The organism is Bifidobacterium anseris, from assembly GCF_002860345.1.
GTDB lineage: Bacteria > Actinomycetota > Actinomycetes > Actinomycetales > Bifidobacteriaceae > Bifidobacterium > Bifidobacterium anseris.
Window position 1 is genome coordinate 98,779 of the sequence record NZ_NMYC01000005.1, and the last position, 25,570, is coordinate 124,348.

The following is a 25,570-nucleotide window of genomic DNA, read 5'->3' on the forward strand; positions in this document are numbered from 1 at the left end:
CACTACTCCCAACGCGCGTGCTCGACGTCCACACCCTCCGTGGCGGCCTGTGCTTCGATGACCGCGCGCAACCATTCCGTGAGTCCAGGTTCGATTGCGTCGTAATGTGCGCGGAACCGCGGATCCGCGGTGTACATCTGCGCAAGACACACGTGCATCGACGGCGTCACGTGGTACCACGTGAGTGATTCCCTGTGCCGCAACGCGAGTTCGTTCGCGGTGTCGCTGCCTGGTTCGACGCCGTCGCGCATCGCCCGCGCGAGTTCATGTTCGACTGTCTGCATCGCGTCGCGGTCCGCTTGCTGCTGCGCGTCGTTCATACGGGTGCGGTATTCCGCGTACTCCATCCACTGTGCGCTGTCTCCCCAACGTTCGTGTGCTTCGTTGATATATGGGTCGTTCATATGCTCATCCTTGTTCGTGTTGTGTGCGTATGCGCTGAGTTCATCAATGTCCTGCAACATCAGCTGCAGTTGTGCGATATGGTCGCTGATGCGCGCCCGTTGGTCGCGCATCAATGCGAGCGTTGTCGTGGTTGGACCGTCGAGTGCCGCGCGGATCTGCTCCGTCGTGAGTCCGAGGTCACGGTACAGACGGATACGACGGATGCGTGCGATGTCGTCTTCGCTGTACAACCTGTATCCGTTGCCGTCTCGGCTCGGCCGGAGCAGTCCCGTCGATTCCCAATGCCGCAGCATCCGTACGCTCACCGCGCACAGCGCCGACGTCTCGCCGATCGTCCGTTGTTCACTCATTCGCATGATTCGTACGCTACGGCCTGACATGATGTGAAGGTCAACATGAACGGCGTGTCGAGTAACCGGATTTAAGAAAAAGTGGATGAGTATTGTGGTGTCGCTATCATCACACTGTCACATCACTATCATCACACCATCACAGTGATAGTGATATGACAGTGTGAATGATAGTGATGTGACAGTGTGAATGGCATAGGTTGGTGATAGTCTCGTTCGTGGGCGGGCGGTGGCGTCACAGGACACCGTCGTTCATATATCGATAGTTCGATCGAATCGTTGATTTGTGACCTGCACGTACGGATGCTGTGCCGCGCGCGCTGTGAGAACCGCACATTTGCGCACACAGGCATCATCATTCGGCACACATGTGCGCATACGTAATCGTTTTGCGCACATGTGCCGTGAGCGTCCGCGGCGCAGCAGTTCACAAATCGTCTGACAGCACCGATTGCCGATTTGTGAACCCGTACGAGCGCAAGGAGAGACACGACATCGGCGCAACGACGGCACTGCGTGACGCCACGCACACCACGCACGACAACATCCGTACATATGCCCACTGCGCTCAGCCCATCGCGAGACGCGGATGCGTCGGTGCACGCAATCTGTTGGAACAGGTACATCACTAATCCGATTCCACGAAAGGAACGAACCATGGAACCAGCCAACGAAGCGCGCATCGCGGAACATGACGGCAGTCTGCCGACGGTATTGATGATCGTCGGTTCGCTGCGCAAACAGTCGTTCAACAAACAACTCACGCAGTTCGCCGCGCATGCGCTCGCGGGACGTGCGAACGTGATTTTCCTTGATTGGCATGACGTGCCCGTGTTCAATCAGGATGAGGAGTTCCCGAATCCGGAGTCGGTGACCTCCGCGCGCGCCGCGGTCGCGGGTGCCGACGCGTTGTGGATCGTGACTCCCGAATATAACCACGGGATGCCCGGTCCGCTCAAGAATCTGCTCGATTGGCTGTCGCGTCCGGCTGAGGATGGTTCGCCGTCGCCGCTGTTCGGCAAGACGATGACGATGAGCGGCGCCGGTGGCGCGAATTGCGTGCGCGACAGCTTCGCAACACTGCTGCCGGTCCTTGAGTTCATGAAGATGCGTTTCGCGCCGGCCACGTTCACCGGTGTCGCGTTGAGCCGTGAGATGTTCGTCAGCAACACCCTCGAACTCGACGACGCCGCGCGCACGTCGATTGAACACCAGGCCGACGCGTTGATCGGTATGGTCGCCGAGCAGTAGTCCGACTGTATTTCACCGACACGCGCGCCTGCATGGTTATTGGTGTTGTGGACCGCTGGAATTCCAATGATTTGCAGCACCAATACGCCTAGAAGCCGGATTGAGGGTGATGTGTACAGTTGCTGAATCCGGAATCCTGTCGAATCCCAATTCGTCGAAAACGGAGATGAGCCATTCGGCTATGCGCTTGTTGGTCTCGAACAGTTTCGTGTATCCGCTCTGTTCCGAGAACCATGCCGTACTGGTCAGCTGTTCCGCCACGATCACATAAGGAAGCGCGATGCGTTCCTTGTCGGTGAGTCGCATCACATCGTCATAGCCGCTTATGATATTTCTGTATATGTTCAGCCATGTCGAGAGTGCGGCATCATCGTTCGGGTCAAAGCTTTCGCTGAGAATGGCGAGGGCTGCGTAACAGGGGTCGTACATGCGCAGGCTGCTCTTCGACAGTTCGAAATCGATAAAACTCCATTCGTCGTGCGAGACGATGATATTCGATGGATTCGGGTCACCGTGGATGATCTGTTTGGGCAGATGATCATACAATTCCCCAAATGTATGCAAATACTTCTGACAGAATGATTCGGGAAGCGGAAGGACGCGTTTCATTGTCGGCAACGCCCAGTCTTTCACCGATTCGTACGGGTTCACATCGTTCACGGACGCCGTCACTTGACGTAAAGCGTGGTGCAGTTTTCCAATGGCCTCACCGAGGATCCGTGCTTTGGTGGCGTGATCCCCTTCGTAAAAATCCTGAACCGACAATTGCGCACCAAAGATTCTCTGGGTCATATAGAAGAACAGTCCGCTGTCCTGTACATATGCGCGGCCATCTGTTGTCCTGATGATTGGGGACACGCATTTGTCGGCACTGTGCAGTGCCTCGTAGAGCGCCACGGCATTTTTGACCTAATCGAGGTTTCCGGAACACTTCAGGACACAATCATCGCCGACGTAAAAGGCCCTGGCTTCTTCCTCTCCACTGCCCTTGGGGTGAATGTCAGTGATTGGTTCATCCGCCAATCCCCAATGCCCGAGAACTCCCAAGGTCTCCTTGCGTGACATCATGGACTGCTCCTTTCTACATACTGCTCTACATACTGCGATGCGGTTGACCGTGCGAGCTGTCGCAGTTGCTACAGCAGCCCGCTCATGTACGGCGGCAGACTGACGCGATCTCCGGCGTGTTCGAGTTGCTCGGGGAGCAGGGCGTATTCGGTGCCGACGCGAGTGAAGGGGATGACACCAGCGGCTTCTGACTTTGTCGCGCTGCGGTACGCTACGGCACCTCCCACCGTACCGCAGCGCGGGAGTGGTATGCAAGCAACACGGTTGCACGGAATGGCGTGTGCTGAACGTCGATTTTAGCGCTGAATGGCGGATTGTGAAGGTCGATTGTGACACGGGATGGCGATTGTGGATTGTCATATCGATACATTGACGCGCTCCTCGCACCGCTCAACGAGCGTTCATCGCACCGCACAACAGAGAAAGCTGGGGCTGCGTAGTCGCAGCCCCAGCCGAACACTGTAGAGAGAAAGAAAAAGGAGATATTCAGTTATCCCAGTTCGCGTATCCCGTGAGCTGACGTCTCCAATATAGACGCGCCTATCTTGGAAAACCGGTGACGCATCCTCAAAGAACGTTGTCAATACGCGGAAATATCCATGAGTCGATGAGTTGAGTGGGATAGTGCCACTATATTAGTTGATATATCAACTAATCCGTGTATCGTGGATGGTGACGGAAGGATTGTGATGGAGCTGATCGGACCCAGTGTGGTCGTGCTGATGCGGCAGTTGAATGTTTTCCTCGGCCGTCATATACGGGAAGCCAACATGACCGCATCGGAACTGATGTATCTCGCGCCACTGTACGAGGAGGACGGCCTGACACAGGAGCGGCTCTCGGCGGTGCTCGCGGTCAACAAGGCGGCTACGGCGCGCATCGTGAGGAAACTGGAATCGAAAAACCTCGTATTGCGTCGGACACAGATGGACGATCGCCGCTCCAAGCGGATATGGCTCACCCCTCAGGCGAAAGCCCTGGAACCAACCATCCGTGGACTTCGAGACGAGTGGGACGCGTACGTGACGCAAGGGATGACGGACGAGGAGGTCTCCTTCCTCGAGCGCCGTCTTGCCCACATGGCCGAACGTGCGAAACAGCTCAATGCCACACAAGCCAATGAATGAAAGGATTCCATGATGGATATGCAACAAGCGATGAGTGAACGTCACATGGTCCGTAAATATCTCGACAAACCCATTCCTGCGGATATCGTGGCGAAATTGGAAGAACGCGTACAGAAGAACAACGAAGCATATGGGCTGTCCATCAAACTCATGACAGACAACGGCAGTGCGATTCCGATGGCGATCAAGCTGCTGTTGGCGAAAGACGTCAACAATTTCTTCATCATGGCGGGACCCGACGGCGCCGACGAGCGTCTGGGATACGCCGGCGCGGATCTCATGCTATATGCCCAGACCCTCGGACTCAACACATGGTGGGTCGGTGGCACGTTCAGCCGCAAAACCGTGCAGCGGGAGGTGGGAGGCGCCAAACCCGTCGGCGTTGTGGTCGTCGGGTACGGGGCGACACAAGGCACGCCCCACAAAACAAAGACACCCGCGCAGGTGAGTTCGTATGACGGCCCGGCTCCGCAATGGTTCACTGATGGCGTCAAGGCGGCGCTCTTCGCGCCTACGGCGCTTGACAAGCAGGATTTCTTCATCACCGGCACAGGGCATGACGTCTCCATCACATGCGAGGAGAGCATCTTTGCCGGAGTGAACAAAGGATTGGTGAAATACCACTTTGAACTTGGAGCAGGTGCCCAGCACTTCACATGGGTGCAGTGAGGCCTGTGCACTCCGGTCACTTTCCGACCGGTAACCACAGGCAACGGTGCGCCTGCGGCGGAGCGCCCGCGCACGCCTTACGCTCGGAACTACGTGAAATAGGTTAGGAGCGATCGCATGGCGAAGACAATCGATATCACTGGCGCGCGAGTGCACAATCTCAAACATGTGGACGTGCAGGTGCCGATCGGCGAGATGGTCGCTGTCGCGGGCGTATCGGGTTCCGGCAAATCATCGCTCGCGCTCGGCGTGCTCTATGCGGAAGGGTCGCGTCGCTATCTGGAAGGATTGTCGACGTACACGCGTCGGCGCATCGCGCAGAGCGGCGAGGCGAAGATCGACGCGATCGAACATGTGCCGCCCGCGCTCGCGTTGCATCAGCGGCCGAGCGTTCCCGGCATCCGCAGTACCTTCGGCACGATGAGCGAGCTGCTCAACAGTCTGCGGCTGATGACGTCCCGTCTTGGCAACTACAGCTGCCCGAACGGCCATATGCTTGATCCGACGCCGAATGTCGCGCTCGAGAGGCCGATCGTCTGCCCGGTGTGCGGCGAGCATGTGCAGCCGCTTGGCGCCGAGGATCTCGCTTTCAATTCGGGCGGTGCTTGTCCGGCATGTTCAGGCACGGGCATCGTGCGCACCGTGGACGAGTCGACGTTGATCGCCGACCCGAATCTGACCATAGAACAAGGAGCGGTGGCGCCGTGGCGTTCGCTGATGTGGTCGATCATGGTCGACGTGTGCCGCGAAATGGGAGTGCGCACCGACGTCCCGTACAAGGACCTCACCGCGCACGAAAAGGAGATCGTGCTGCATGGCCCGGCTGAGAAACGACACATCCTCTACCATTCGAAGAAACTGAACCGTGCCGGCGAACTCGACTTCACGTACTTCAGCGCCGAACGCACCGTGCTCAATGCGCTCGACAAGGCGAAGGACGCGAAAGCGCTCAAACGCGTCGAACCATTCATCAAAGAGGAGCCGTGCCCCGACTGTCACGGCACACGACTCAACGAACGCGCACGCACGCTGCCCGTCGACGGCAAGACATTGCCCGAACAGTGCGCGATGCAGCTCGACGATCTCGCGGAGTGGGTGCGCACCGTGCCTTCGGCAATGCCCCACGACATGCGCGAGATGGCGCAGACGATCGTCGACGAATTCACGCGCACCGCACGCCGTCTGCTCGACCTCGGCCTCGACTATCTGACGCTCGACCGTGCAGGCTCCACGTTGTCCACCGGCGAGCGGCAGCGCATCCAGCTCGCGCGCTCCGTGCGCAGCGAACTGACAGGCGCGATGTATGTGCTCGACGAACCATCAATCGGCCTGCATCCGGCGAACGTCGATGGTCTCATCGGCGTCATGCGCGACCTCAAGGCACAAGGCAACACCGTCATCGTCGTCGATCACGACGCGCGCGTGTTGCGTGACGTCGACTGGATCATCGAAATGGGACCTGGCGCCGGCGCACACGGCGGTACCGTGATCGCGCAGGGCACGGTGGGCGACGTCGAAGACGATCCGCATTCGCTCATCGGCCCGTTCCTCGCGAACGAACGTGCGCGCATCGTGCGTCCGCAGACAGCCGCCGACGCGATGTTCGATGAAGGTTTGATCGACATCGCGACATCGCCGCTGCACACAGTGCACGCGTTGGACGCGCATATCCCGAAACATCGACTGACCGTCGTCACCGGCGTCTCCGGCTCCGGCAAGACGACGCTCGTTCTCGAAAGCCTCGTGCCCGCGCTCAACGCGAAGATCGCCGACGAACGCATGCCCGAACATGTACGCGCACTTGACGCGCCGGGCATCGAACGCGTCACGATAATCGATGCGACGCCGATCGGCGCCAACGTGCGCTCAACCGTCGCCACCTACAGCGGCATCCTCGACGATCTGCGTCGCCTGTATGCGCGCACCGATACGGCGAAGGCGCGGGGCCTGAAGGCGGGCGCGTTCTCCTACAACACCGGCTCGCTGCGCTGCCCGACATGCGACGGCACCGGGCAGATCACGCTCGACGTGCAATTCCTGCCCGATGTGGACATCGACTGCCCCGACTGCCGCGGCAGCCGCTACAGCGACGAAGCCGGGGAAATCACATGGACGCCCGCGGATGGCGGAACGGCGGTGTCGCTGCCGGATGCGCTCGCGATGACGGTCGACGAGGCGATGGACGCGTTCGCCGGACAGCGCAGCATCCATACGAAACTCGCGACGCTGCACGAACTCGGCATCGGCTATCTGACACTCGGCGAGAGCACGCCGGCGCTATCCGGCGGCGAGGCGCAGAGACTCAAGCTCGCGAGCGAAATGGGATGCGCGCAGGAAGGCACGCTATTCGTCTTCGATGAGCCGACGATCGGCCTGCATCCGCTCGATGTGCGCACACTGATCGGCGTGTTCCAGAAGCTCATCGACCACGGCGCGAGCGTGCTCGTGATCGAACACGACCTCGACATGATCGCGAACGCCGACTGGATCATCGACATGGGACCCGGCGGCGGCGAAAACGGCGGCGAAATCGTGGCCACCGGCATGCCGACACAGGTCGCCGCGAATCCGCTCAGCGTGACCGGCGAATATCTGGCGCCGTGCGTCGGCGTGACACGGCGGTGAAGGCCGGGTGCGTGGGCGCGGGTGTGTGGGTCGGTTGTGATCGGAGTGGGTGTGGGGCGCCCCCAACACGTTCGCTAAGGTGACCAGTTGCGACCGGACCGGGTGCAATCTGTACCGGCCGCGTTCGCTTAACCAGCCGATAGCGATCGGACTGGGTGCAGTCTGCACCAGTCTCGTTCGCTCAGCCGCGGCGCCGACCGACGTCCGGCCGATCACCGCCGCCCTCTTCGCTACGCTTCGTGGCAGCGTAGACGGCTGCTGAGATGAACGCGTCGCCTCGCCCCCGCCGCTTCTATGCTGAAGGGACACCGTGCGACGAAGGAGTGAGAAAGGCGGCGACATGAGTTTTTCGCAGCGGCATCCGTATTTGTTCTGGCAGCTCGTCGGCTGGGGTCTTACGCTTGTTGATTTCGCGTTTCTGGTGGTCGCGGCGCTCAACGATTTCAGCGAGTGGAGTTATCCGATCATCGTGTTCACGTTCATCGCCGCGTTGTTCGCGATCATCGGCTCCCCGTTCTTCGTCTATTGGTCGCGTCGCAGTCGTCTGCCGCAGACGAGTTCGGAAACGGAGAGTCGCGTGATCCGTAACGACATCACGTCGATTCTCATGCTGCGCAAGAAAACGTACGCCACGATGATGTGCATTGCCATGGTCGCGTTGGTGATCGGACTTGCGTATGTGACGTATATGCTTGGCGAGTACGGTCACATTCTGCTGGGTTTTGTGTCGATGGTGTTCATGATCGTTATCCCGTTCATCGCGTGCGAGCGCTACCTCGCGTTCGTCAGAAAACGATTCCTCGTCGTCAAGGACGCCGCACAGTTCGTCAGGATGCGCGACGCCTACTATCTATCGGATTTGCGCTCGACGCGCATGCCGATACTGCCGTTGCCGAACGAACCGTCCGATGCGATGCTTGATTTTCTCTACAACTGGCTGCGCCGCTACCTGATGTCCAGCCAGCTCACGCTCATCAGTGCTACCTATGCTGATTTGCGCCGCATCGGCATCGTGCTCGCCAGCAATGACACGGCCGAGGATGGTCAGGAGATGAACAGTTCATTGATTGCGATTCCTAAACATCAGCTCGATCTGAGCGGTGCCAACCGTGCGCAGTTCGACAAGGAATGCCGGGCGCTTGGCGCGTTCGACCTGCCGACTGGTTCCCAAACCACAGACATTCGCGTCGGGAACCTTGCATGACGCGGCACGGCGGTAATCAGGTAATCAGGCGGCGCTTCTACTGACGGCGCAAGCGGATTGTGCGCCATATACGCCATACAATGGCGAGAAGGGCAAAATCTAGGTGTATCGGCAGACGTCGGGACACCTGTAGGGGAAGGACACCACTCATGAAGACTGCGATTTTCGATTCGGCGCGTCATATGGCCGTTGAGGAGGCGCCGATGCCGGCGATCGAGCAGCCGGACGATGCGATCATCCGCGTCGTGCGCACCTGCGTGTGCGGCTCCGACCTGTGGCCGTTCCGCGGCATTAACGCGTCGGTTGATCATTCCGAGAATCCGGGGCACGAGGCGATCGGCATCGTCGAGCAGGTCGGCGACGCCATCACGTCGGTCAAGCCCGGCGATTTCGTCATCGCGCCGTTCACGCACGGCTGCGGCCAGTGCCGCGCTTGCCGCGCCGGCTTCGACGGCTCCTGCATGGCGCATCCCGACAATTTCTCGATAGGTGCGCAGGGTCAGTACATCCGTTTCCAGCATGCGCAGTAGGCGCTCGTGAAGATTCCGGGACGGCCGGAGAACTACAGCGAAGGCATGCTCAAGAGCCTGCTCACGTTGTCCGACGTGATGGCGACCGGCTATCATGCCGCCCGCACCGCACAGGTCAAGCCGGGTGACGCCGTCATCGTGCTCGGCGATGGCGCCGTCGGTCTGTGCGCAATCATCGCCGCGAAGATGATGGGCGCCAAGCGCATCATCTCGACGAGCCGTCACAACGACCGCCGCGCGCTCGCACAGGAATTCGGCGCGACCGACAACGTCGCCGAACGTGGCGACGAAGGCGTCGCGAAGCTGCTGGAGATCAGCGACGGCGGCGCCGACGCCGTGCTCGAATGCGTCGGCACGGACGCCTCGTTCCAGGAGGCCGTGTCGGTCGCGCGTCCGGGCGCATTGATCGGCCGCGTCGGCCTGCCGCATGGTCAGCAGATCAGCGGCGAAGGCACGTTCTACCAGAACGTCGGCGTCTACGGCGGCCCCGCTTCCGTCACGACGTATGACAAGGACGTGCTGCTCGACGCCGTGCTCAACGCGGGCATCAACCCGGGCAGGGTGTTCACGTCTGAGTTCCGCCTCGACGACATCCAGGCCGCCTACGAGGCGATGGACGAGCGCAAGACGATCAAGTCGTATCTGATCCTCGACTGATTGGGACGTCGGCTGAGCGTCGGCGAGATCTGTCGTATGTGCCGGGGCTGTGGGATGCAAACCGCGGCCATGAACAAGTTCGTGCACCTGATCCTGTGTGAAGCGTTTCTCATCCGTATACGTGATTGCCATGTTCGCAGTCTACAGCGTTGGTGGGCGTGGCTACGGGCATCGTCTCTCCTGATTATTCGAATTGGGCGAGGTAGGCTTCGTAGTCGATGTCGTCGAGGTTGCCTTCGGTGACGATCTCCTGCATGTTCTTCAGGTGGGCGCGGTGATGCATGTGCGCGCGTTCATGATAGGCCAGCACGTCTGCGCGACTCACCCAACGATTGCCCTTCTTGGTGTAGCGAATGTAGGGGATGGCTCCGTTGTCTAGAAGGCGCCCCACGGTTTTTTGACGAGACGCCCAGGATGCGTGCGGCGTCGCCGGTGGTGAGGAGTTCGTTACCGTCGGAGTTGTCGTTCTCATCGCGGGTCCGTGTTTTCTCGTCGATGAGTGCGTGCATGAGTCGTTCCAGAGTGGTGTCATCGAGAACGTACGCAGTTCCGTCGCCGGCGGTGATGTACGCCGGGCCCTGTTCCACCTTCGCGATAGGTACTGCCTCGATCGTTATCTCTGCTCCTGTCCAATTTGTCCGATTCGTTCTTCTCAGGATAGCCCCTTTCGGACAAATCGGACAAAGAGGTGTCGTTTGCTTCTTTCGGGCACCAGGTAGCCTCGCTGTGAGGTGCAGTGAGGAAAGAAGAGTGGTTGACTAAAAACTCTTTTATAGAGTGTTAATATGAAGAAAGCAAGTATTTGATTTTGCGAATTAGTGAAACTACGCTATATAATATATGATTATTAAGCGTATGTTTCGCATGCTCGATTTTGCTTTAGGTTGCTGCGATGTTCAACGGTATGCTGAATCTTTGAAAATATTGTTTTTGTAGTCCCTGGGGGGTGATACCTTTGGGAGTATGGCGACATATGTATTGTTGAACACTGGAGAAGTGGCTCGCTATATGGGAGTCTCGGCAGGCGTAGTAACGCGTCTTGCTAACGTGGGAGAACTCGAGTTTGATATCTGCGGTGCACGCAAGGTCTTTCGTCAAGAAGCAGTTGATGCGTATCTGAGGCGAAATAACTTGGTTCGAGCCCCGGAGGATCAAGCACTACGTGGCGGACTCAAATATGATATTTGCGCGCTTTCTTTCTTTAGTGGAGCTGGTGGATTGGATCTTGGTATGGAGCGAGCTGGCATACCTGCAACTCTGTATTGTGAGAACAATCGAGAGTGTCGTATGACCTTGCATCAAAACCGGCCAGACGTTGCTCTACTAGGTGATATTACTCAAATTGACGCCGATAGTGTCCGTAGGATGGCTTGTATCTCGCCAAACAGTGAGATTGATGTGATATTTGGCGGCCCACCTTGTCAAGCATTTTCAACAGCTGGCGCGAGGCGCGCGTTTGAGGATCCTCGTGGGAATGTCTTCCTGAAATACTTGGATTTAGCTGCTGAATTGAATCCGCGCTATTTAATTATAGAAAATGTGCGAGGATTGCTTTCCACGTCATTCCCAACTAGGCCTGGGGGTAAGCCGGTTCGGGGAGGTGCGATGCGTTACATTCTTAATCGTCTGAATGAAATGGATTATGGAGTATCGTTTAATCTTTATAATGCCGCAAACTTTGGTTCTGCGCAAATTCGCGAGAGAGTGGTCATTATTGCGAAGCGTGATGGCACAAAGTGTGATTGGCTTATTCCTACCCATGCTGATTCAAAAGAGAAGGTTGCTGAGAATTGGAGGCTTCCATATTGGATGACTTTTCGCGATGTCGTTCATGATATCGAAGATTTGCCTCAGACGTATACTAATTTTCCTCAAAAACGTTTGCGTTATTTTAATATGTTAAAAGAAGGTCAGTGCTGGAACAAACTTCCGCTCGATGTGCAAGAGGAAGCGATGGGCAAGGCGTTTAGGCTCGGTGGTGGAAAGACTGGATTCTATCGCCGTATTGCGTGGGATCGGCCGTCTCCTACCTTGGTCACTAGTCCGACGATGCCAGCTACGGATCTCTGTCATCCTGATGCTTTGCGACCCCTTAGTGTGGAAGAATATAAACGTGTACAAGGGTTTCCGGATGATTGGTGGATTGCGGGCGGGGTGCACGATCAGTATCGTCAAATCGGCAATGCCGTGCCTGTTAGTTTGGGTGAAGCAATCGGTCGAGCGATCCTTGATGATATGAATGGGAGATCCCATGACAAGCGTTGGCGTGATTTCCCCTACTCAAGATATTCTCGCACTAGTGATTTGACGTGGGATCTGGCTTGATTGAGGTCTTTGAATGCTGCCGTTAACGTGATACCATGTTAGTGGTAGCATTCAAAGGCTTATGTATCATTTATTTCTTTTCTTTGCTTCGCGTTCGCGTCTTTTGGCTTCCTTTTCGGCCTTGTAGCTGTCGGAGAGTTCTGCGACGCCGTCGAGTGTGTGGGGAAGCCCTTTCCTGTCAAGCTCCTTTAGTAGTTGCTGTGTTACGCGCTCAAGGGAGGATTCGCGAGCCTTAAGTACGGGCTCGGAATCGATTTTTGAGAATGGTCGAATGAGGCCGTAGGGTGAATCGATGCCGCATAACCATTGCCACATTGCTGTGCCTGATAGATAACGATACCGAAAATCTTTGAGGTCGGCGTTTTCTTGAGTTGCGAATCCTACGTCAAATGTACGCCACTCATCTTTACTGATGGTTGAACGCGTTATGCAAATCGCGGCCTCTACTTTCTGATGTGAGGCGCGCTTTCGTCCTGCGATCTCCCTCATTCTTTGACGCAAGCTTCTTAACTCATTTGGGAATGATGAGGAATTAGTTGTATTTTCCTGTGATTTGAGCTCGATGACGTACACGGCTCCATCGCGGGTTGCGGTTAAATCTCCTGTATCTATGGCGTTTTCGGCGATGCTGGCGATTAGCTCCTGCCACCGAGTGCCCATCGCTGTTTCTTCGCTTGAAGATTCGACTGCATGAAAAGCTTCTCGTGCATAGTCTTCAGCGGTTTCAACTCCTCGTAGCGCATAGATTGCAAAGTCCTTGCCGAGCAGCCGTTCGTAGGTCATCGGAGAACTTCCGGTGCCGTCATAGAAGGCGATTCGGTTCTGGATATACGCATTTAGGATGGCGCGAGCACGTTTCTTACGTGCTTCTTCTTCGGCTGCGTTGTCGTAAATCTGTGGTTGATCGTCCATATAGCTTATCGTAGTGCGATTGCTCGGCGCTTACAAATCAGGTTCTTCTCAAATTAGCGTGTAAGGGCCGTGCTTCATCATTGCTTGTGTGCTTGTGTGCTTGTGTGATAGAAAAAATGAATGCTGAAACACGGCCTGATCCCAAGTTTAGCGTGTTCAACTCCCAAAGGTTTCTTGGACTGGACGAAATAGGTCTTCGTGTGCTCGAACGCCGCATGTGTGAACTCCTCACCCTCCTCCGTCGCACCACTCAGGCAAACAGATTCACCGAGACCATCAGCGACAGGATTGAGACACTGCGCGACAACACCATGGGCTTTGCCGACGTCGCCAGTCACATTCAACGAATCTTCTTCCGCAGCGTCCAAATTAATGACATCCTTGCTCACTAGCTTGAGAAGAGCCACTATGCTTTAAACAAAGTGCTGATGGAGGAGGTGTGGTGATTGGGTGAGCATGACGATGCGGGTGTTGGTCAGGGCATGTCGGAACCGTGGGCGCAGGCGATTCGGTATGCGCTGGATCGCCTGTCGTTGGATGAGATCGGGCAGCGATATGGGGATGCCGTGCGTGAATACTGCGCGGCGTACGTCAATCATGATGCCCGCGCGGTGAAAGGCGACGGCGTGTACACGGTGGATCTGAAGGGCATCGGGCTGAACGCCTCCAATCCTGCCGTCAAACAGGGCTTCGCTGCTGAGGCGATGGCCGAAGCGCATCATAACGCGGACGCAATCATCGCTGGAGACAAGCGTCGTATGCGTCGCACGAACAACAATGATCCGCTTGTAGACATGCAGGCGTTCGGAGCGCATGGTCAGCCGTTGAAGACGCAGCGGATCCAGATGAAATTTGTCGGCAAGGATGCGAAGGAGTGCCTAGATCTGCTGCATTCCAGCGGATATGAAAAGTACTACGACGGTAACGTCCTGTTCGGCCTCCCTGACGAGTACTGCGATCAACTGCTGGGGGAAGGGCCGGGTTCCATTCGTCAGGATATTCAGGACACCAAAGCCAAGTTGGAGGCTGCGGCCGCACGAGGAGATAAAGATGCTTGCGCGAAGCACCGCAAGCGCATCAAGCAAGACAGGCAGCTACAGAAGAAGATTCGCAAAGCCGGTCTCACCAAAGACGAGGCGTTGGCAGCAGCTCTGCATCCCAAACGCGAGGCGGTGAAGCACGCGGCGAAAATCGCCCATCAGGGCGCCATGGAACAAGCGGCAGGCGTGATGGCCGCTGCGGCTCCAATGGCGATGATGGGTGTAATTCAGGATTGCATTCAGCGGAATCGGTCGTTGCCTGAATCATTGAAGGAACACGGTCTGGATGTGGCATTAGCCGGTGGTATCCAGTACGTGATCGGCTTCATCCAGATCGCGGCTGACGGTGCGATGAAAAACGCTGGCAGCGACTATGTGAAGGCCATCGCGAAAGGCAATGCGTTGACGATGATGGCGTCGCTGGCGTTCGAAAACGCAATGCTGGTCCAGCAGCTGGTCAGGAGCGATATGACCGGTGAGGAGTTCCTGGACGCTCTGGCCGAAACCAACATCGGCGCGTTGGCATCCTGCTTTGCAGGCGCCGTAGTCGGCACCGCGGCCGCTGGTGCGACGCTCTCGCCAATCATCGCGAACATGATCGCCGTGCAGGTGGCAGTGGGATCCTACCGGAACCTGCGGCAGGCGATGATGGAATATCAGCTCGCCAAGCAGGAACGAATCGCGGCGGAAGCGGAATGCGCGCAGATCGTGGAACAGGTGCGCGCATGGAGACGGCAACTCAATGAGCAAGCAGAACGCTACTTCAGCGAGCATCTGGACACTTTCGATACCGCGTTCCGAACCATGGATCAGGCGATTCTGGAACAGGACGGCGATGGATTCATCCAAGCCAACGCACAGCTGCAGCAAGCGTTGGGATATGAGCCACAGTTTAGGTCCCAAACGGAATTCGATGCTTTAATGAATCGTGACGACAGTCTGCAGCTGTGAAATGGAGTACGACGAGTCTGTATCGGTGAAAGGTGGGAGAGTGATGAAAAATTGCGACGTACGCATGGCACTGAGCGTGCTGTACTACCTCATTCTGGTGGATGGCCAATCTCAGGAGTATGAGCTGCAGCTGTTCGAGCAGCTGGGCGAGCAGTTTGATGCGGCTGAATTCGCAAAATGCCGAGAGACGGTGATCGCCGACTGTGAGAAGCAGGTCGCCGGCGCCGCCGATGACTTTGAACATTACGAGCTCGTCGCGGAAGGCGTTGACAAGACCCTCGCTCGTAAGCCATCCGGCAAAGGCCCGCAGATCCCGTTGAGCATGGTGCTTTGGGACATGCTCGCTGTCGCGCACGCCGACCGCGCATGCAGCGCCGAAGAAGAGCGTCTGATCAAGCACATCGTGCGCGTGAACAATGTGGATCAGCGTATCTACCAGCAGTTCGTCTACATAATGAACGCTTGTGTGGCGGTGGGCGCCCAGTTGGAAGCGGTGGAGAATTCTTCGATGAACTACAGCGAAGCCAAGCCGATCGTCGACGAGCTGGAACACCGACGCGGCATGATGGTTGCCGGTGCGCTCGACGTCATCAACGATTCTCGAATGCCCGCAGTTCCCGCAGCGCAACAGGTTCAGGAGGACATCGTCGATCAAGGCATGCGTGGCGTAGGCGACTTCATGAACCAGGCAGGGCAAGTCATCGGTGATGCGGCAGGCAAAGCCGGAGGTGCCATCGGTGATGCGGCGGGCAAGGCAGGGCATGCCATCGCCGATGCTGCAGGTCAGGTTGGTAACGCCATGGGCGCCGTGGGCAACGAAGTGCAGAAGGGTGCGACGCAGGCGTGGAACAACGTAGCTAATACCGTCGGCGGCTGGTTCAAGAAGAACTAGTGCACGGTTCGTACAGGATGCGTAGAGGATAAGGGAGCAGTCATCATGGTGGTTTTCGTTCCATTGGTAATCGGTGCGGCAGCGCTCGCCGGCGTTGGCGGTGTGGGCGCCGGGGTCAAAGGTGTCGCGGACGGGCACAAGGCGCAGGGATTGAATGAGAACACGGCGGAGCGTCAGCGCATCGCCGCGCAGAATCTGGAAACGCTGCGCGAAGAGTGCGGGCGTGCGCTCGACGAACTCGGACGTGAGAAGATCAGCGTTCTGGATACGTCGATGAAGCATTTCCTGGATTCGTTCGGCAGGCTCAAGAACGTGGGACTGCGGGACTCCGCCGGATTGGATGAGCTCAAGCGTCTGCATATTGATGAGGCTTCGTTCGAGGAACTGCGCAAGCTCAGTGATCTGGCCGTCGAAATCGTCAAAGGCGGAGTTGCGGGAATGGCCGCTGGATCATTGACGGCATTCGGCGCGTATGGTCTGGCGATGCATTTCGCCGCGGCTTCCACCGGAACGGCCATCGCCAGTCTGCATGGTGCGGCCGCGGCCAATGCGACGCTGGCGTTTTTCGGCGGGGGTGCACTGGCCGCCGGTGGCATGGGCATGGCCGGCGGTATGGCGGTGCTCGGCGGCCTTGTGGCAGGACCTGCGCTGTTGGTGTTCGGCGCCATGGTCGGTTTGAGCGGCATGAAGGATCTGGAACAGGCGAAAGCCAATGCGGCGCAGGTGAGCGCCTACTGCGAGCAGTGGGCGGCCGCTACCGATATGTCGCGCGCCATCAGGGATCGGGCGATGATGTTCTACGCGACGCTTGCGCAACTTGACGTTCGCTTCGTCGTGGCGCTGCAGAATCTTGATCAGATCATCGCCGCACAGGGCGAGGACTACGCGCAGTTCAACCAGGAAGCCAAGCAGTCCGTCGCTGCCTGCGTTTCGCTGGCCATGTCCATCAAATCCGTGCTCGATACGCCCATCCTTGACGATTCCGGCGCCCTCACCGACGAATCAGGTGCTCTGATGGACAGGTTCGAGCAGGACGGTGATGAGTGAGCGGGATGCGGTTGTTGTTGTGACGGCTGAGTTCGTAGTCGATTAAGATACAGTCAGCTGTGAGGTTGCATGTCTGGCGCGAAAACAGCTTGGCGCCCCTTGAAGTAGCGGGATGGCACGTCCTGCGATTTAGCCAGAATCTGGGCCTCGTCCGCTCTCAACTGATTCGGTAATGCCCGACGAGCTCTTGCGGAAACGTGCCGAGCACATCCTCTTCGTACTGCTTTTGCTTCGCGCTCACGTGGTGGATGAGCAACGGCAATCCGTCTGCGTTGCGTGTGTCGGAGGCAATGCCGATGTGGTTGCTGTAGACGACGATGTCGCCGCCCTGCCATGCGCCGACGTCTGTGATGTCCGTCGTGAGGTTGATTGCATGCGCGGCGAAGTACGAGTTGAGTACGGGGACGCGGCGGAAGTCGATATTGGCGTCAGGTGTGTCGATGTCATAACGTTCAGGATGGGCGAGTATGTCTTCATGTACGAGTGTCATCAGATCGTAGCCGGCTCCGCGCAGGGCTGCGCCTACGACGTCGGTGCATACGCCATACCCGTCGTTCGGGTAGCCAGTTGCGTAATACTCGCTTTTGTATGCCGGTTTTGTAGCGATGTAGGCGCGCGCGTTCTGCAGAATGTCGCTTTGATCGTCGATGCCGTCGCCATCCTTGTCGATTGCGCTGATGTATGGGGCAATGCTCGGCGCTGACTGCCGCGCCGACCTGTCTTTGTCTGCGCCTCCCGTTGCGCTCCCGCAGGCCGACGCCAACGTGCAGGTGACGATGAGCGTCCCTATCGTGATGATTCTGGATAGTCGTTGTGCCATATGGATGTACTCCTCCGCGTTGCCCTTCGCTGGCATCTGTTATAGCACGCTTATCGCCTATGGAGAGTGACGATAGGGTTGCGCATGTAGGGCAGTTTGAAATCTACCTGACCCCATGCGGGCGAGTAGATGACGTCCTCCTTGATCAGTTGCGTGCGATACACGTTTGCGTAGCCGGCATCTCGTTTGAGACGCTTGGCGATCTCTCCGGTGGACGACGGTCCGTCATCCTGAGCCATGGCGAGCAGATACTCCTTCTGCATCGAGCTCAGTCCGTCGATTTCCGGGGCGTGCACCATGTCGCCTAAGCCGCGTTGTGTGCGCCATCTCGAATTCCTCAAGGTCGTCTCCTCTGTCGATCAGTATGGGTGACGTCATGTATGCAGTGGTTTTGAACGGATTCGTTATCGGAGTCGCCGAAAGTATAAAGAATATAAAAAGTATAAAAAAGTATAACGACTTGCCGCGGTGACACTTCAGTCAGACCGGACAGCTCGGGCTGCCTGCTCTGCTGCTGCTTCCGCCATGCTGATGCCGCATCGACGGGCTGGCCGCCGTCAGGAACGTGAGGCAGCTGCAGGGGGACGTGCGCGGGAAACGAATGGGTTGCGAACACCGTCAAATTCCCGGAATCCCGCCGATCATCCGCTACGGTATCTGTCGCCAAGTTCCTCCATAGCTACAGATAATCGATTATCTGTAGCTATACTCATCGTTAGCTACACTTCCCGAACGCAGAAAGGTGTCCACCATGGTCGAATGGCGCATCCCGGCACTGGGCCATGAGGAACACGTCTGGCATATCGCCGACGACGCGTATGTCTCCAGGTCGCAGCGCATGAAGGGCAACGGTCCGTATGCGTCGGCCGTTCCCATTGCGTTGCACGATCTGGAAATCAATCTGCCATCGGCACTGAGCTCGGCGATCGATGAGGCAAGCCAGGCGCTGGCCAAATTCGACGCGTATGCATTGTGGAAACTCGGCGAGCAGGTGCGCTCGCTTGGCCCGATGAGTGCGGTTCTGCTGCGGACCGAAGCCACGTCGTCATCGCAGATCGAACATCTCACCGTCGGCGCGAAGAATCTGGCGTTGGAACTCCTTGATGAAGGAGGCAGTCTCAACGCGCAGATCGTCATAGGCAATGTGCGAGCGATGGAATCGGCGTTGGAATTCAGCGGAGACATGACGCAAGAGAATCTGCTGCGCATGCACAAGGCATTGCTCAGCGCGCAACCCGGCTGGGGCGAATACGCCGGCAGATTCCGTGAGCAACTCGTGTGGGTGGGGACCAGCTCACATTCGCCGCGAGGTGCCTCGTTCGTAGCTCCGCAACCGGAGCTCGTACAGCCGGCAATCGATGATCTGCTCGCATTCCTCCTGCGTGACGACATTCCCGTGCTTGCGCAGGCCGCCTTGGCCCATGCGCAATTCGAGACGATTCATCCGTTTGCCGACGGCAACGGTCGAACGGGTCGTGCGCTCATCCACGCCGTGCTGCGTAGCAAAGGCCTCACCGCGCATCTCGTGCCGCCGGTTTCCGCCGGTCTTCTTCGCGCCACGGACACGTATTTCGATGCTCTTACCGCATTCCGTGCGGGGGATGCGGCTCCTTTGATTGCAGTGTTCGCTGAGGCGAGCCTGTTCGCCGCGCAGAGCGGCATCGACCTGATTGATAGCCTTGATGGTCAGATCGAAGCCACCAAAACCGCCCTGCGAGGCACGCGTAGGGATGCGGCTGTGTGGAAGGTGCTGCCGTACCTGATCGCGCAGCCGGTGATCAACTCCCAGTATTTGCGCTCTGCCATCGGATTATCCAAGCCGCAGGCCGAACGTGCACTGCGCGCGCTCGCCGATGCTGACGTGCTCGTTCCTCGCAATACCGCCAAACGTAATGTCGTGTGGGAGCATCGTGGCATCCTCGACGTACTCGATGACTACGCCGCCTCGCTGCACCGCCAGTGACGGTGCCCGCGCGTTCCCACCCGCGACCGGGCTGCTATGCTGAAAGCCACCGGGGGCTCAGAAGCAAGGAGCGCATATGGACGGTTCATATGACGGCAAGGTCATCAAGGATTCCTTCACGCTGTCCGAATTCGTCAACTGGCTGCGCAAATCAAGCCGTGACATCGCCTGCGTGCTGCTGTCCGAAGACGCCCACGGCAAAACGATCGCGCCGCTCGACGAAGTCCGTCGCACCGTCGGCACGCGCGCTGTCACCGTGTTGCTCTCCAACGCCGTACAGAACGACGCGCGCGACCACCTCGGCAGCGTCAACCCCTACCGCGGCGCCGCGCGCGTCTTCCCACCCGGCGACATGTGGTTCGACGATCCACGACTCGTCGGCTGCGTGCTGCCATCGCTGTCATCGACGCGCTTCCTCGAGCGCATCGAAGAACTGCTCGATCGCCGCCTGCCCACGCGACGCAAGCCGCCGACGAACATGATCGCGCACACGATCGCCGCCGCACGCCCCGCCACACCCGCCACACCCGCCAAAGACGAGCCGAACCTCTTCGACGTGCACGTCCGCGACCGTCACTACCGCGTCGACATCAAGCATGCGCGCGTATGCCGCAACGCAATCGTCTCGGAACGTCGCGAATACCCGTGCGTCCTCGTCTCGCTCGGCGTCGGCATGACGACCCCGTACCTCGACGTCAACGCATTGGTCGACAGCATCGGCAAAGCCGCCGTCATCTTCGAAATCGCCGATCGCGCCGCCGACAACTGGCTACGCGACAACCTTCCATACTGGGCGCGCGCCTACAACGGCGCCTGCCGTTTCCTCGCGCCAAGCAACATGGCCGGTCGAGACCATTCACGGGAGCTGCTGCGCATGTACTCGACGAATGACAGCGCCGACACCGTCGCAGAACTCACGAACCTCGTCCTCGACGTCGCTTACCCCGAAGGCTACAGCCTCGGCGGCGCCGACGATGACGACGCCCAGCCGCAACCACGCCATGAGACACAGCGGAACACGAAACTCGTGGAAGGCGTCGTCGCGATGATGCTCGACGGCATCGCCTACGTCTATGTCGACGATGAACGCAACCCACGCAAAGCGAGGCTCGAGGTGCCGACGGCGCTCGCGACGGCATCGCTGTTGTGTGAAGAGCAACCGGTGCGCGGACACGTCGACGCGGACGGTCAACTCGCCATCGAACCCGAATGGCGCACCGCCACAGATGCGTTGCGTGACTACGCCTCCGGCACAACCGTGGCCGGTCGCGTCACCTTTGTGTGCGAAGACATGTTCAAGATCATGCTGTACCCGGCGCTCTCCGGACGCGCGGGCGTCGAAGTGACCGTGCGCGGGCCGGAACTGTTCGCCGGAAGCGGCATCGACATGAACGCCGACCTGCGGCCGATGCTCACACGCGGGCAGACGATCGCAATGCGCGTCGAGGAACGCGACGGCGACGACTGGCTGCTATCGCTGCCGGACGCGCACGACACGGTGCTGTCGGCGCCGAGCCTGCTGCCTGGAGGCCCGGCGTGGCTGGAGACCTCCGCGGCGCTCGACTATCTGCCGCGGCTGCGCAGCCACAGCACGCTCGCCGACGTGCCGGTCGAACAGCTTCTCACGACGGTGGACACCGTCGAGGCGGCCCAAACGACGATCCGTCGGATGCACGCGCAGCTCGTCGAACTCAGCCAGAACAACCGGCAGCACAACGATGACATCGGCAGGCTTCGAGAAGAGAACGCCAAGCTCAAACGCGACAACCATGACTACGAGAAGGCGCTCGAGGACGCAAACCCGCTCGCCGTGTTCAGCGGGAGGTTCGCGTCGCTGCGCGAGGAGCTCGATTGGATGCTGCGCGCGCAATCGCTGCTGCAGTTCACGGTCGAGGAGCGTCGGCGCCGGCCGTTGGCGGAATGGTCGTACGGGGATGAGTTCTTCGACTCGCTCGAGAAATGCGAGAGCAAGGAGATGACGCGATGGCCGTTGATCCATACGATGCTGCTCGTGCTCGCCGGCAAGGAAACGGCCAACGGACTGCGGCCGCACCAGCTGCGCACCGGCAGGGGAGGGGACAACCCCGGGCGCAAGGACGAACAGGGCAACGCGATCTACCGCTGCAACGTGCATGGCCAGTACCGGCTGCATTTCACGCGCGACGGGGCCGGGCGCATCACCTTCATGTCGGTGAACGCCCACGACGAACTGCTGCTGTAGCGTCGGTGCGAAGCTGATTGGGGGCCGGCGGTGGGTTTGAGGCGTGGGGGTTGAAGTTTGTGGGGCGTTGGAATGGGTTGCTAGGTGGTTCACGGGGTTGTTGGGACGCTGTTGAGGGCGTGGAGGATGCCAACTGAGGCTATCTGAGGCTAGCTGAGGTCATATCGGGAGGGGCGCGGGCTGTGTCTGCGCTGAGGGGAGCATCTTTGGGGAATATTGCAAGTATCGCCTTCAAAAACCGCCATTTCGCGGTGGTGATACTTGCGCTTCCGCCAGAAGATGCTCCCCCCCCCCTCAGCGCAGATATGGTTGCACGTGGCTTTCCTGTTATGTTCAGAGAGCCCGATTCGGTGTCTGCTGGCATGAAAACCCTTCGGACTGGCTGCAAGGACGTTGAATGATGGCAACAAGATGCCGCAGCTCGGCTTCGGAGTATTCCAGGTACCGGATCTCGCGGTGTGCGAGCAGGCGGTTTCGGATGCGCTCGCGACCGGCTACCGGCTGATCGACACGGCGGCGGCCTATATGAACGAGGAAGCCGTCGGCGCGGCGATTGCGAAGAGCCCGGTTGCGCGCGAGGACATCTTCGTGACCTCGAAGCTGTGGGTCGACCACTTCAGCTACGAGAAGGCGAAGCAGGGCGTCGACGATTCGTTGCGCAAGCTCGGCCTCGACTACCTCGACCTGTATCTGCTGCACCAGCCGTACGGCGACGTCGCCGGTGCCTGGCGCGCGCTCGAAGAGGCGCAGCAGGCCGGCAAGATCCGCTCGATCGGCGTGTCCAACTTCGCGCCCGACCAGCTCATCAACCTCGAACTGATGAGCAACGTGAAGCCCGCCGTCAACCAGATCGAAGTCTCCCCATGGTATCAGGAGAAGGACGAGGTGCGCTTCGCCGAAGAGCAGGATGTGCAGGTCGAGGCGTGGGCGCCGTTCGCCGAAGGCAAGCATCATATCTTCACCGATCCGACGATCGCGGCGATCGGCGCGAAGTACGGCAAGACGAACGGTCAGGTGATTCTGCGCTGGCTGCTGCAGCGCGGCATCGTCGCGATTCCGAAGTCGGTGCACAAGGAGCGTATCGAGGAGAACTTCGACGTCTTCGACTTCGAACTCAGCGACGAGGGCATGGCTACAATCGCCGGTCTCGATAGGCATGAGAGCCAGTTCTTCGACCACCGCGATCCGACGGCCATCGTGAGCATCTTCGGGCAAAGCCTGCGCGCACTGCGTTCGTGACGCGCAAGGGCGAACCGTTCAAGGACGCGCAGCTCACGCGCGAGACGGTAGCGAAGTTCGCCGCCGAACTGCTGACCGGCAAACAGGACTACCATCGTGAATGCCTCGGCATCGTGAGCCCGGCATCGAATGGGCGAAGCCGAGCTTCTACTGAGTCGCTGAGCGCGGCTCGCTGAGCGATGCTGAAATCAGCTGAAATCAACGGATATGGGTGAGCCCCGGGCCTCCTCGCATGAGGAAACCCGGGGCTCACCCATAATCGCCGGCGGCTGAAAGTCATCGATGTTTCATGTTCCATGTGAAACATCAGCACGATGACCGCCGCCGGTCGTTGGGCTGACGGCTCAGTCGATGAGGAACGAGCGCATGAACCACTGGAATTGCTCGAGCTTCTGCACGTGGTCCTGAATGATGTTGCTGCTCACGAAGTCGAGGTCGTCGAGTTCAGCGACGGCGGTGCGGTCGGCCTTGATGAACGAGTCGTAGTACTTGTCGAGCGCGCGCAGATAGTCGAGCGTGTTCTGGCGGCCTTCGAGTTCGAACTTGTCCCAGGTGCGGTAGCGCACGATGTCGTCGGCGCGGCCGGAGGGCGAACCGCCGAGCGCGGCGATGCGTTCCGCCGTCTCGTCGGCCATCGCGAGCACTTCGTCGACCTGCGGATCAAGCATCTCATGGACGGCGATGAAGTTCGGGCCGGCGACGTTCCAATGCGCATGCTTGAGCACGAGCGCAGCCTCCTGCTCCTGGCTCAGACGCTCCTGCAGAATGCCGATGGTCTTTTCCGAGGAGGCTTCGTCAAGTCCCGGAATGATGAATGACAGTGCCATGGTTGTTCCTTTCGGTATGTTGGCAGATGTTCTGCCTCGAGCTTACGTCCCATTGCCGTATGTTGGCTGAGCGTGAGCTGTTAGCCTAACTCTTATTCTCCTCATCCCCTTTGGATGCGCTGGCTTCATGATCGTACTGCTTGCGCACTTCGATCGTCTCGATCCTGCGGCCGTCGACTTTCGTTACGGTCATCGTGTAGCCGCCGTCCTCGGAGGTGTAGGTGTCGCCGACCTCGCCCATTTTGCCGGTGTGCGCGAGGAAATATCCCGCGACCGTCTCATACGGGCCGTCGCTCAGTTCGATGCCGGTGAGATCGGCGAAATCCTCGATCGTCATGCTGCCGTCCACGGTTGCGACGCCGTTGACGAACACCGTGCCGTTGCCGTTCGTCTTCGAGTGATCCTCCGGCAGGTCGTACTCGTCGCGGATGTCGCCGACGAGTTCCTCGGTCATGTCCTCGAGCGTGACGATGCCGTCGGTGCCGCCGTATTCATCAATGACGGTGGCCAGATGGATGCCGCGTTTGCGCAGCAGCGCCAAGCTTGGCAGCAGCTTCGACGTGCCGGGCAGCGCGATGCCTTCGCGCGTCACGTCGGCGACGGTCATGCCATCGGGATTCTGCACGTCGAGCAGATCGCGCACATGGACGAAGCCGAGGATATCGTCGAAATCCTTGCCGGAGACGGGGTAGCGGGAATACGGCATGTCGCGTACGAAGGCGGCGGCTTCGGCGAGTGGCATGTCCGCGTTGAGGAACGCGACGTCGGCGCGCGGGCGCATGACCTCGGCGACGATCTTCTCGGACGCGTCGAAGACGTCGTCCAGGATCGTGCGTTCATCGGTTGTCAGGTTCGAGTTCGAGCTGACGAGAACGCGCAGCTCCTCATCGGAGACCTCCGATTCGGTTTCATTCGGGTCGAAGCCGAGCAGACGGACGATGCCGTTCGTGTTCTTGCCGATGAGCCAGATGATCGGCTTGCAGACCTTCGCGAACGCGGAGATCGCGGGCACGACGGCGCGGGCGATCTGCTCGTTGCGCTGCATCGCGATGCGCTTCGGCACCATTTCGGAGATCACGATCGAGCAGTAGGAGATGATAAGCGTGAGCGCGATCGTCGTGAGCGGTGCGGCCACATTGCCGGGCACACCCCAGCTCTCCACGACCGGCACGATGAACGGGGAGATCGACGATTCGCCGAAGGAGGCGGACAGGAAGCCGGAAAGCGTTACGCCGATCTGCACGGTCGAAAGGAACGTGTTCGGGTCGCGCGCGATTTTTGCGACGCGGGCGCCACGCGCGTCCTCCTGTTCCATCTGATCGATCTGCGAGCCGCGCAGCGAGACGAGCGCGAGCTCAGTGCCGGCGAAGACGGCGCCGAGCAGCAGGAAGACGAAGATGAGCAGAATGTTCAAACCTAAAGACATGTCTCAAGCGTATGTCATCGG

The 25,570-nt window shown here is 58.8% G+C and carries 22 protein-coding genes and 1 pseudogene; 14 read left to right on the forward strand and 9 right to left on the reverse strand.

Going from position 1 to position 25,570, the window contains the following annotated elements:
- Window positions 1–2: 2 nt before the first annotated feature.
- Window positions 3–755, reverse strand: coding sequence for a MerR family transcriptional regulator (locus tag CGZ88_RS05575; protein WP_026644918.1), 753 nt, complete (start codon window positions 753–755; stop codon window positions 3–5).
- 657 nt (window positions 756–1,412) lie between these two features.
- Here CGZ88_RS05575 and CGZ88_RS05580 point away from each other — a divergent pair.
- Window positions 1,413–2,006 carry an NADPH-dependent FMN reductase gene (locus tag CGZ88_RS05580; RefSeq protein ID WP_034523596.1) on the forward strand — a complete coding sequence of 198 codons (594 nt, stop codon included), beginning with the start codon at window positions 1,413–1,415 and terminating at the stop codon, window positions 2,004–2,006.
- 36 nt (window positions 2,007–2,042) lie between these two features.
- Here the strand turns inward: CGZ88_RS05580 and CGZ88_RS05585 are convergent, their stop codons facing one another.
- Both CGZ88_RS05585 and CGZ88_RS08970 read right to left on the reverse strand, forming a co-directional pair.
- Window positions 2,043–2,903: a phosphotransferase enzyme family protein gene (locus CGZ88_RS05585; protein ID WP_101671328.1), complete on the reverse strand. Its 861-nt coding sequence runs from the start codon at window positions 2,901–2,903 to the stop codon at window positions 2,043–2,045.
- Window positions 2,904–2,915: 12 nt separating this feature from the next.
- Window positions 2,916–3,074 carry a hypothetical protein gene (locus tag CGZ88_RS08970; RefSeq protein ID WP_165778723.1) on the reverse strand — a complete coding sequence of 53 codons (159 nt, stop codon included), beginning with the start codon at window positions 3,072–3,074 and terminating at the stop codon, window positions 2,916–2,918.
- A gap of 689 nt (window positions 3,075–3,763) precedes the next feature.
- Between CGZ88_RS08970 and CGZ88_RS05590 the strand changes: the two genes are divergently transcribed.
- The 6 genes and pseudogenes from CGZ88_RS05590 (at window position 3,764) to CGZ88_RS05615 (ending at window position 12,211) form a co-directional block, all read left to right on the forward strand.
- Window positions 3,764–4,201, forward strand: a complete 438-nt coding sequence (locus CGZ88_RS05590) for a MarR family winged helix-turn-helix transcriptional regulator (RefSeq protein ID WP_051198516.1) — start codon at window positions 3,764–3,766, stop codon at window positions 4,199–4,201.
- A gap of 9 nt (window positions 4,202–4,210) precedes the next feature.
- Window positions 4,211–4,870 carry a nitroreductase family protein gene (locus tag CGZ88_RS05595; RefSeq protein ID WP_243390087.1) on the forward strand — a complete coding sequence of 220 codons (660 nt, stop codon included), beginning with the start codon at window positions 4,211–4,213 and terminating at the stop codon, window positions 4,868–4,870.
- A 117-nt stretch (window positions 4,871–4,987) separates the two neighbouring features.
- Window positions 4,988–7,495, forward strand: a complete 2,508-nt coding sequence (locus CGZ88_RS05600) for an excinuclease ABC subunit UvrA (protein ID WP_101671329.1) — start codon at window positions 4,988–4,990, stop codon at window positions 7,493–7,495.
- A gap of 367 nt (window positions 7,496–7,862) precedes the next feature.
- Window positions 7,863–8,699 carry a hypothetical protein gene (locus CGZ88_RS05605; protein ID WP_133120905.1) on the forward strand — a complete coding sequence of 279 codons (837 nt, stop codon included), beginning with the start codon at window positions 7,863–7,865 and terminating at the stop codon, window positions 8,697–8,699.
- 149 nt (window positions 8,700–8,848) lie between these two features.
- Window positions 8,849–9,886 (forward strand): annotated as a pseudogene (locus CGZ88_RS05610) (zinc-binding dehydrogenase).
- A gap of 963 nt (window positions 9,887–10,849) precedes the next feature.
- Entirely contained in the window at window positions 10,850–12,211 is a 1,362-nt protein-coding gene (locus CGZ88_RS05615) for a DNA cytosine methyltransferase (protein WP_101671331.1), read from the forward strand.
- Between the two features lie 66 nt (window positions 12,212–12,277).
- Here CGZ88_RS05615 and CGZ88_RS05620 read toward each other — a convergent pair whose 3' ends face one another.
- Complete coding sequence (locus tag CGZ88_RS05620) at window positions 12,278–13,123, reverse strand: PmeII family type II restriction endonuclease (protein WP_101671332.1); 846 nt, start codon at window positions 13,121–13,123, stop codon at window positions 12,278–12,280.
- Between the two features lie 77 nt (window positions 13,124–13,200).
- Window positions 13,201–13,512 carry a hypothetical protein gene (locus CGZ88_RS08975; RefSeq protein ID WP_165778721.1) on the reverse strand — a complete coding sequence of 104 codons (312 nt, stop codon included), beginning with the start codon at window positions 13,510–13,512 and terminating at the stop codon, window positions 13,201–13,203.
- 57 nt (window positions 13,513–13,569) lie between these two features.
- Here CGZ88_RS08975 and CGZ88_RS05625 point away from each other — a divergent pair, with 57 nt between their 5' ends.
- The 3 genes from CGZ88_RS05625 (at window position 13,570) to CGZ88_RS09135 (ending at window position 17,053) form a co-directional block, all read left to right on the forward strand.
- Window positions 13,570–15,114, forward strand: a complete 1,545-nt coding sequence (locus CGZ88_RS05625; RefSeq protein WP_101671333.1) for a hypothetical protein — start codon at window positions 13,570–13,572, stop codon at window positions 15,112–15,114.
- Between the two features lie 64 nt (window positions 15,115–15,178).
- The gene (locus CGZ88_RS05630) at window positions 15,179–16,006 is read left to right on the forward strand and encodes a hypothetical protein (protein ID WP_133120906.1); all 828 of its coding nucleotides are present in this window, start codon (window positions 15,179–15,181) and stop codon (window positions 16,004–16,006) included.
- A 45-nt stretch (window positions 16,007–16,051) separates the two neighbouring features.
- The gene (locus CGZ88_RS09135) at window positions 16,052–17,053 is read left to right on the forward strand and encodes a hypothetical protein (protein ID WP_101671335.1); all 1,002 of its coding nucleotides are present in this window, start codon (window positions 16,052–16,054) and stop codon (window positions 17,051–17,053) included.
- Window positions 17,054–17,210: 157 nt separating this feature from the next.
- Here CGZ88_RS09135 and CGZ88_RS05640 read toward each other — a convergent pair whose 3' ends face one another.
- Together CGZ88_RS05640 and CGZ88_RS05645 are read right to left on the reverse strand one after the other, a co-directional pair.
- The gene (locus CGZ88_RS05640) at window positions 17,211–17,873 is read right to left on the reverse strand and encodes a DUF1287 domain-containing protein (protein ID WP_101671580.1); all 663 of its coding nucleotides are present in this window, start codon (window positions 17,871–17,873) and stop codon (window positions 17,211–17,213) included.
- 50 nt (window positions 17,874–17,923) lie between these two features.
- Window positions 17,924–18,214: a hypothetical protein gene (locus CGZ88_RS05645; protein WP_133120907.1), complete on the reverse strand. Its 291-nt coding sequence runs from the start codon at window positions 18,212–18,214 to the stop codon at window positions 17,924–17,926.
- 410 nt (window positions 18,215–18,624) lie between these two features.
- Here CGZ88_RS05645 and CGZ88_RS09180 point away from each other — a divergent pair, with 410 nt between their 5' ends.
- From CGZ88_RS09180 to CGZ88_RS05665, 4 genes are all read left to right on the forward strand, one after another.
- Window positions 18,625–19,836: a Fic family protein gene (locus tag CGZ88_RS09180; RefSeq protein WP_101671337.1), complete on the forward strand. Its 1,212-nt coding sequence runs from the start codon at window positions 18,625–18,627 to the stop codon at window positions 19,834–19,836.
- A gap of 76 nt (window positions 19,837–19,912) precedes the next feature.
- Window positions 19,913–22,057: a hypothetical protein gene (locus CGZ88_RS05655; protein ID WP_101671338.1), complete on the forward strand. Its 2,145-nt coding sequence runs from the start codon at window positions 19,913–19,915 to the stop codon at window positions 22,055–22,057.
- A gap of 393 nt (window positions 22,058–22,450) precedes the next feature.
- Entirely contained in the window at window positions 22,451–23,296 is an 846-nt protein-coding gene (locus CGZ88_RS05660; RefSeq protein WP_243390088.1) for an aldo/keto reductase, read from the forward strand.
- The gene (locus tag CGZ88_RS05665; RefSeq protein WP_026644897.1) at window positions 23,293–23,472 is read left to right on the forward strand and encodes a Rossmann-fold NAD(P)-binding domain-containing protein; all 180 of its coding nucleotides are present in this window, start codon (window positions 23,293–23,295) and stop codon (window positions 23,470–23,472) included. The genes CGZ88_RS05660 and CGZ88_RS05665 overlap by 4 nt, the downstream gene beginning before the upstream one ends.
- A gap of 168 nt (window positions 23,473–23,640) precedes the next feature.
- On the opposite strand, the gene CGZ88_RS05670 is transcribed toward CGZ88_RS05665, so the two are convergent.
- Window positions 23,641–24,123, reverse strand: coding sequence for a Dps family protein (locus CGZ88_RS05670; RefSeq protein ID WP_026644896.1), 483 nt, complete (start codon window positions 24,121–24,123; stop codon window positions 23,641–23,643).
- An 85-nt stretch (window positions 24,124–24,208) separates the two neighbouring features.
- Window positions 24,209–25,549 (reverse strand): hemolysin family protein, encoded by a 1,341-nt coding sequence (locus CGZ88_RS05675; protein ID WP_026644895.1) that lies wholly within the window; start codon window positions 25,547–25,549, stop codon window positions 24,209–24,211.
- Window positions 25,550–25,570 lie beyond the last annotated feature (21 nt).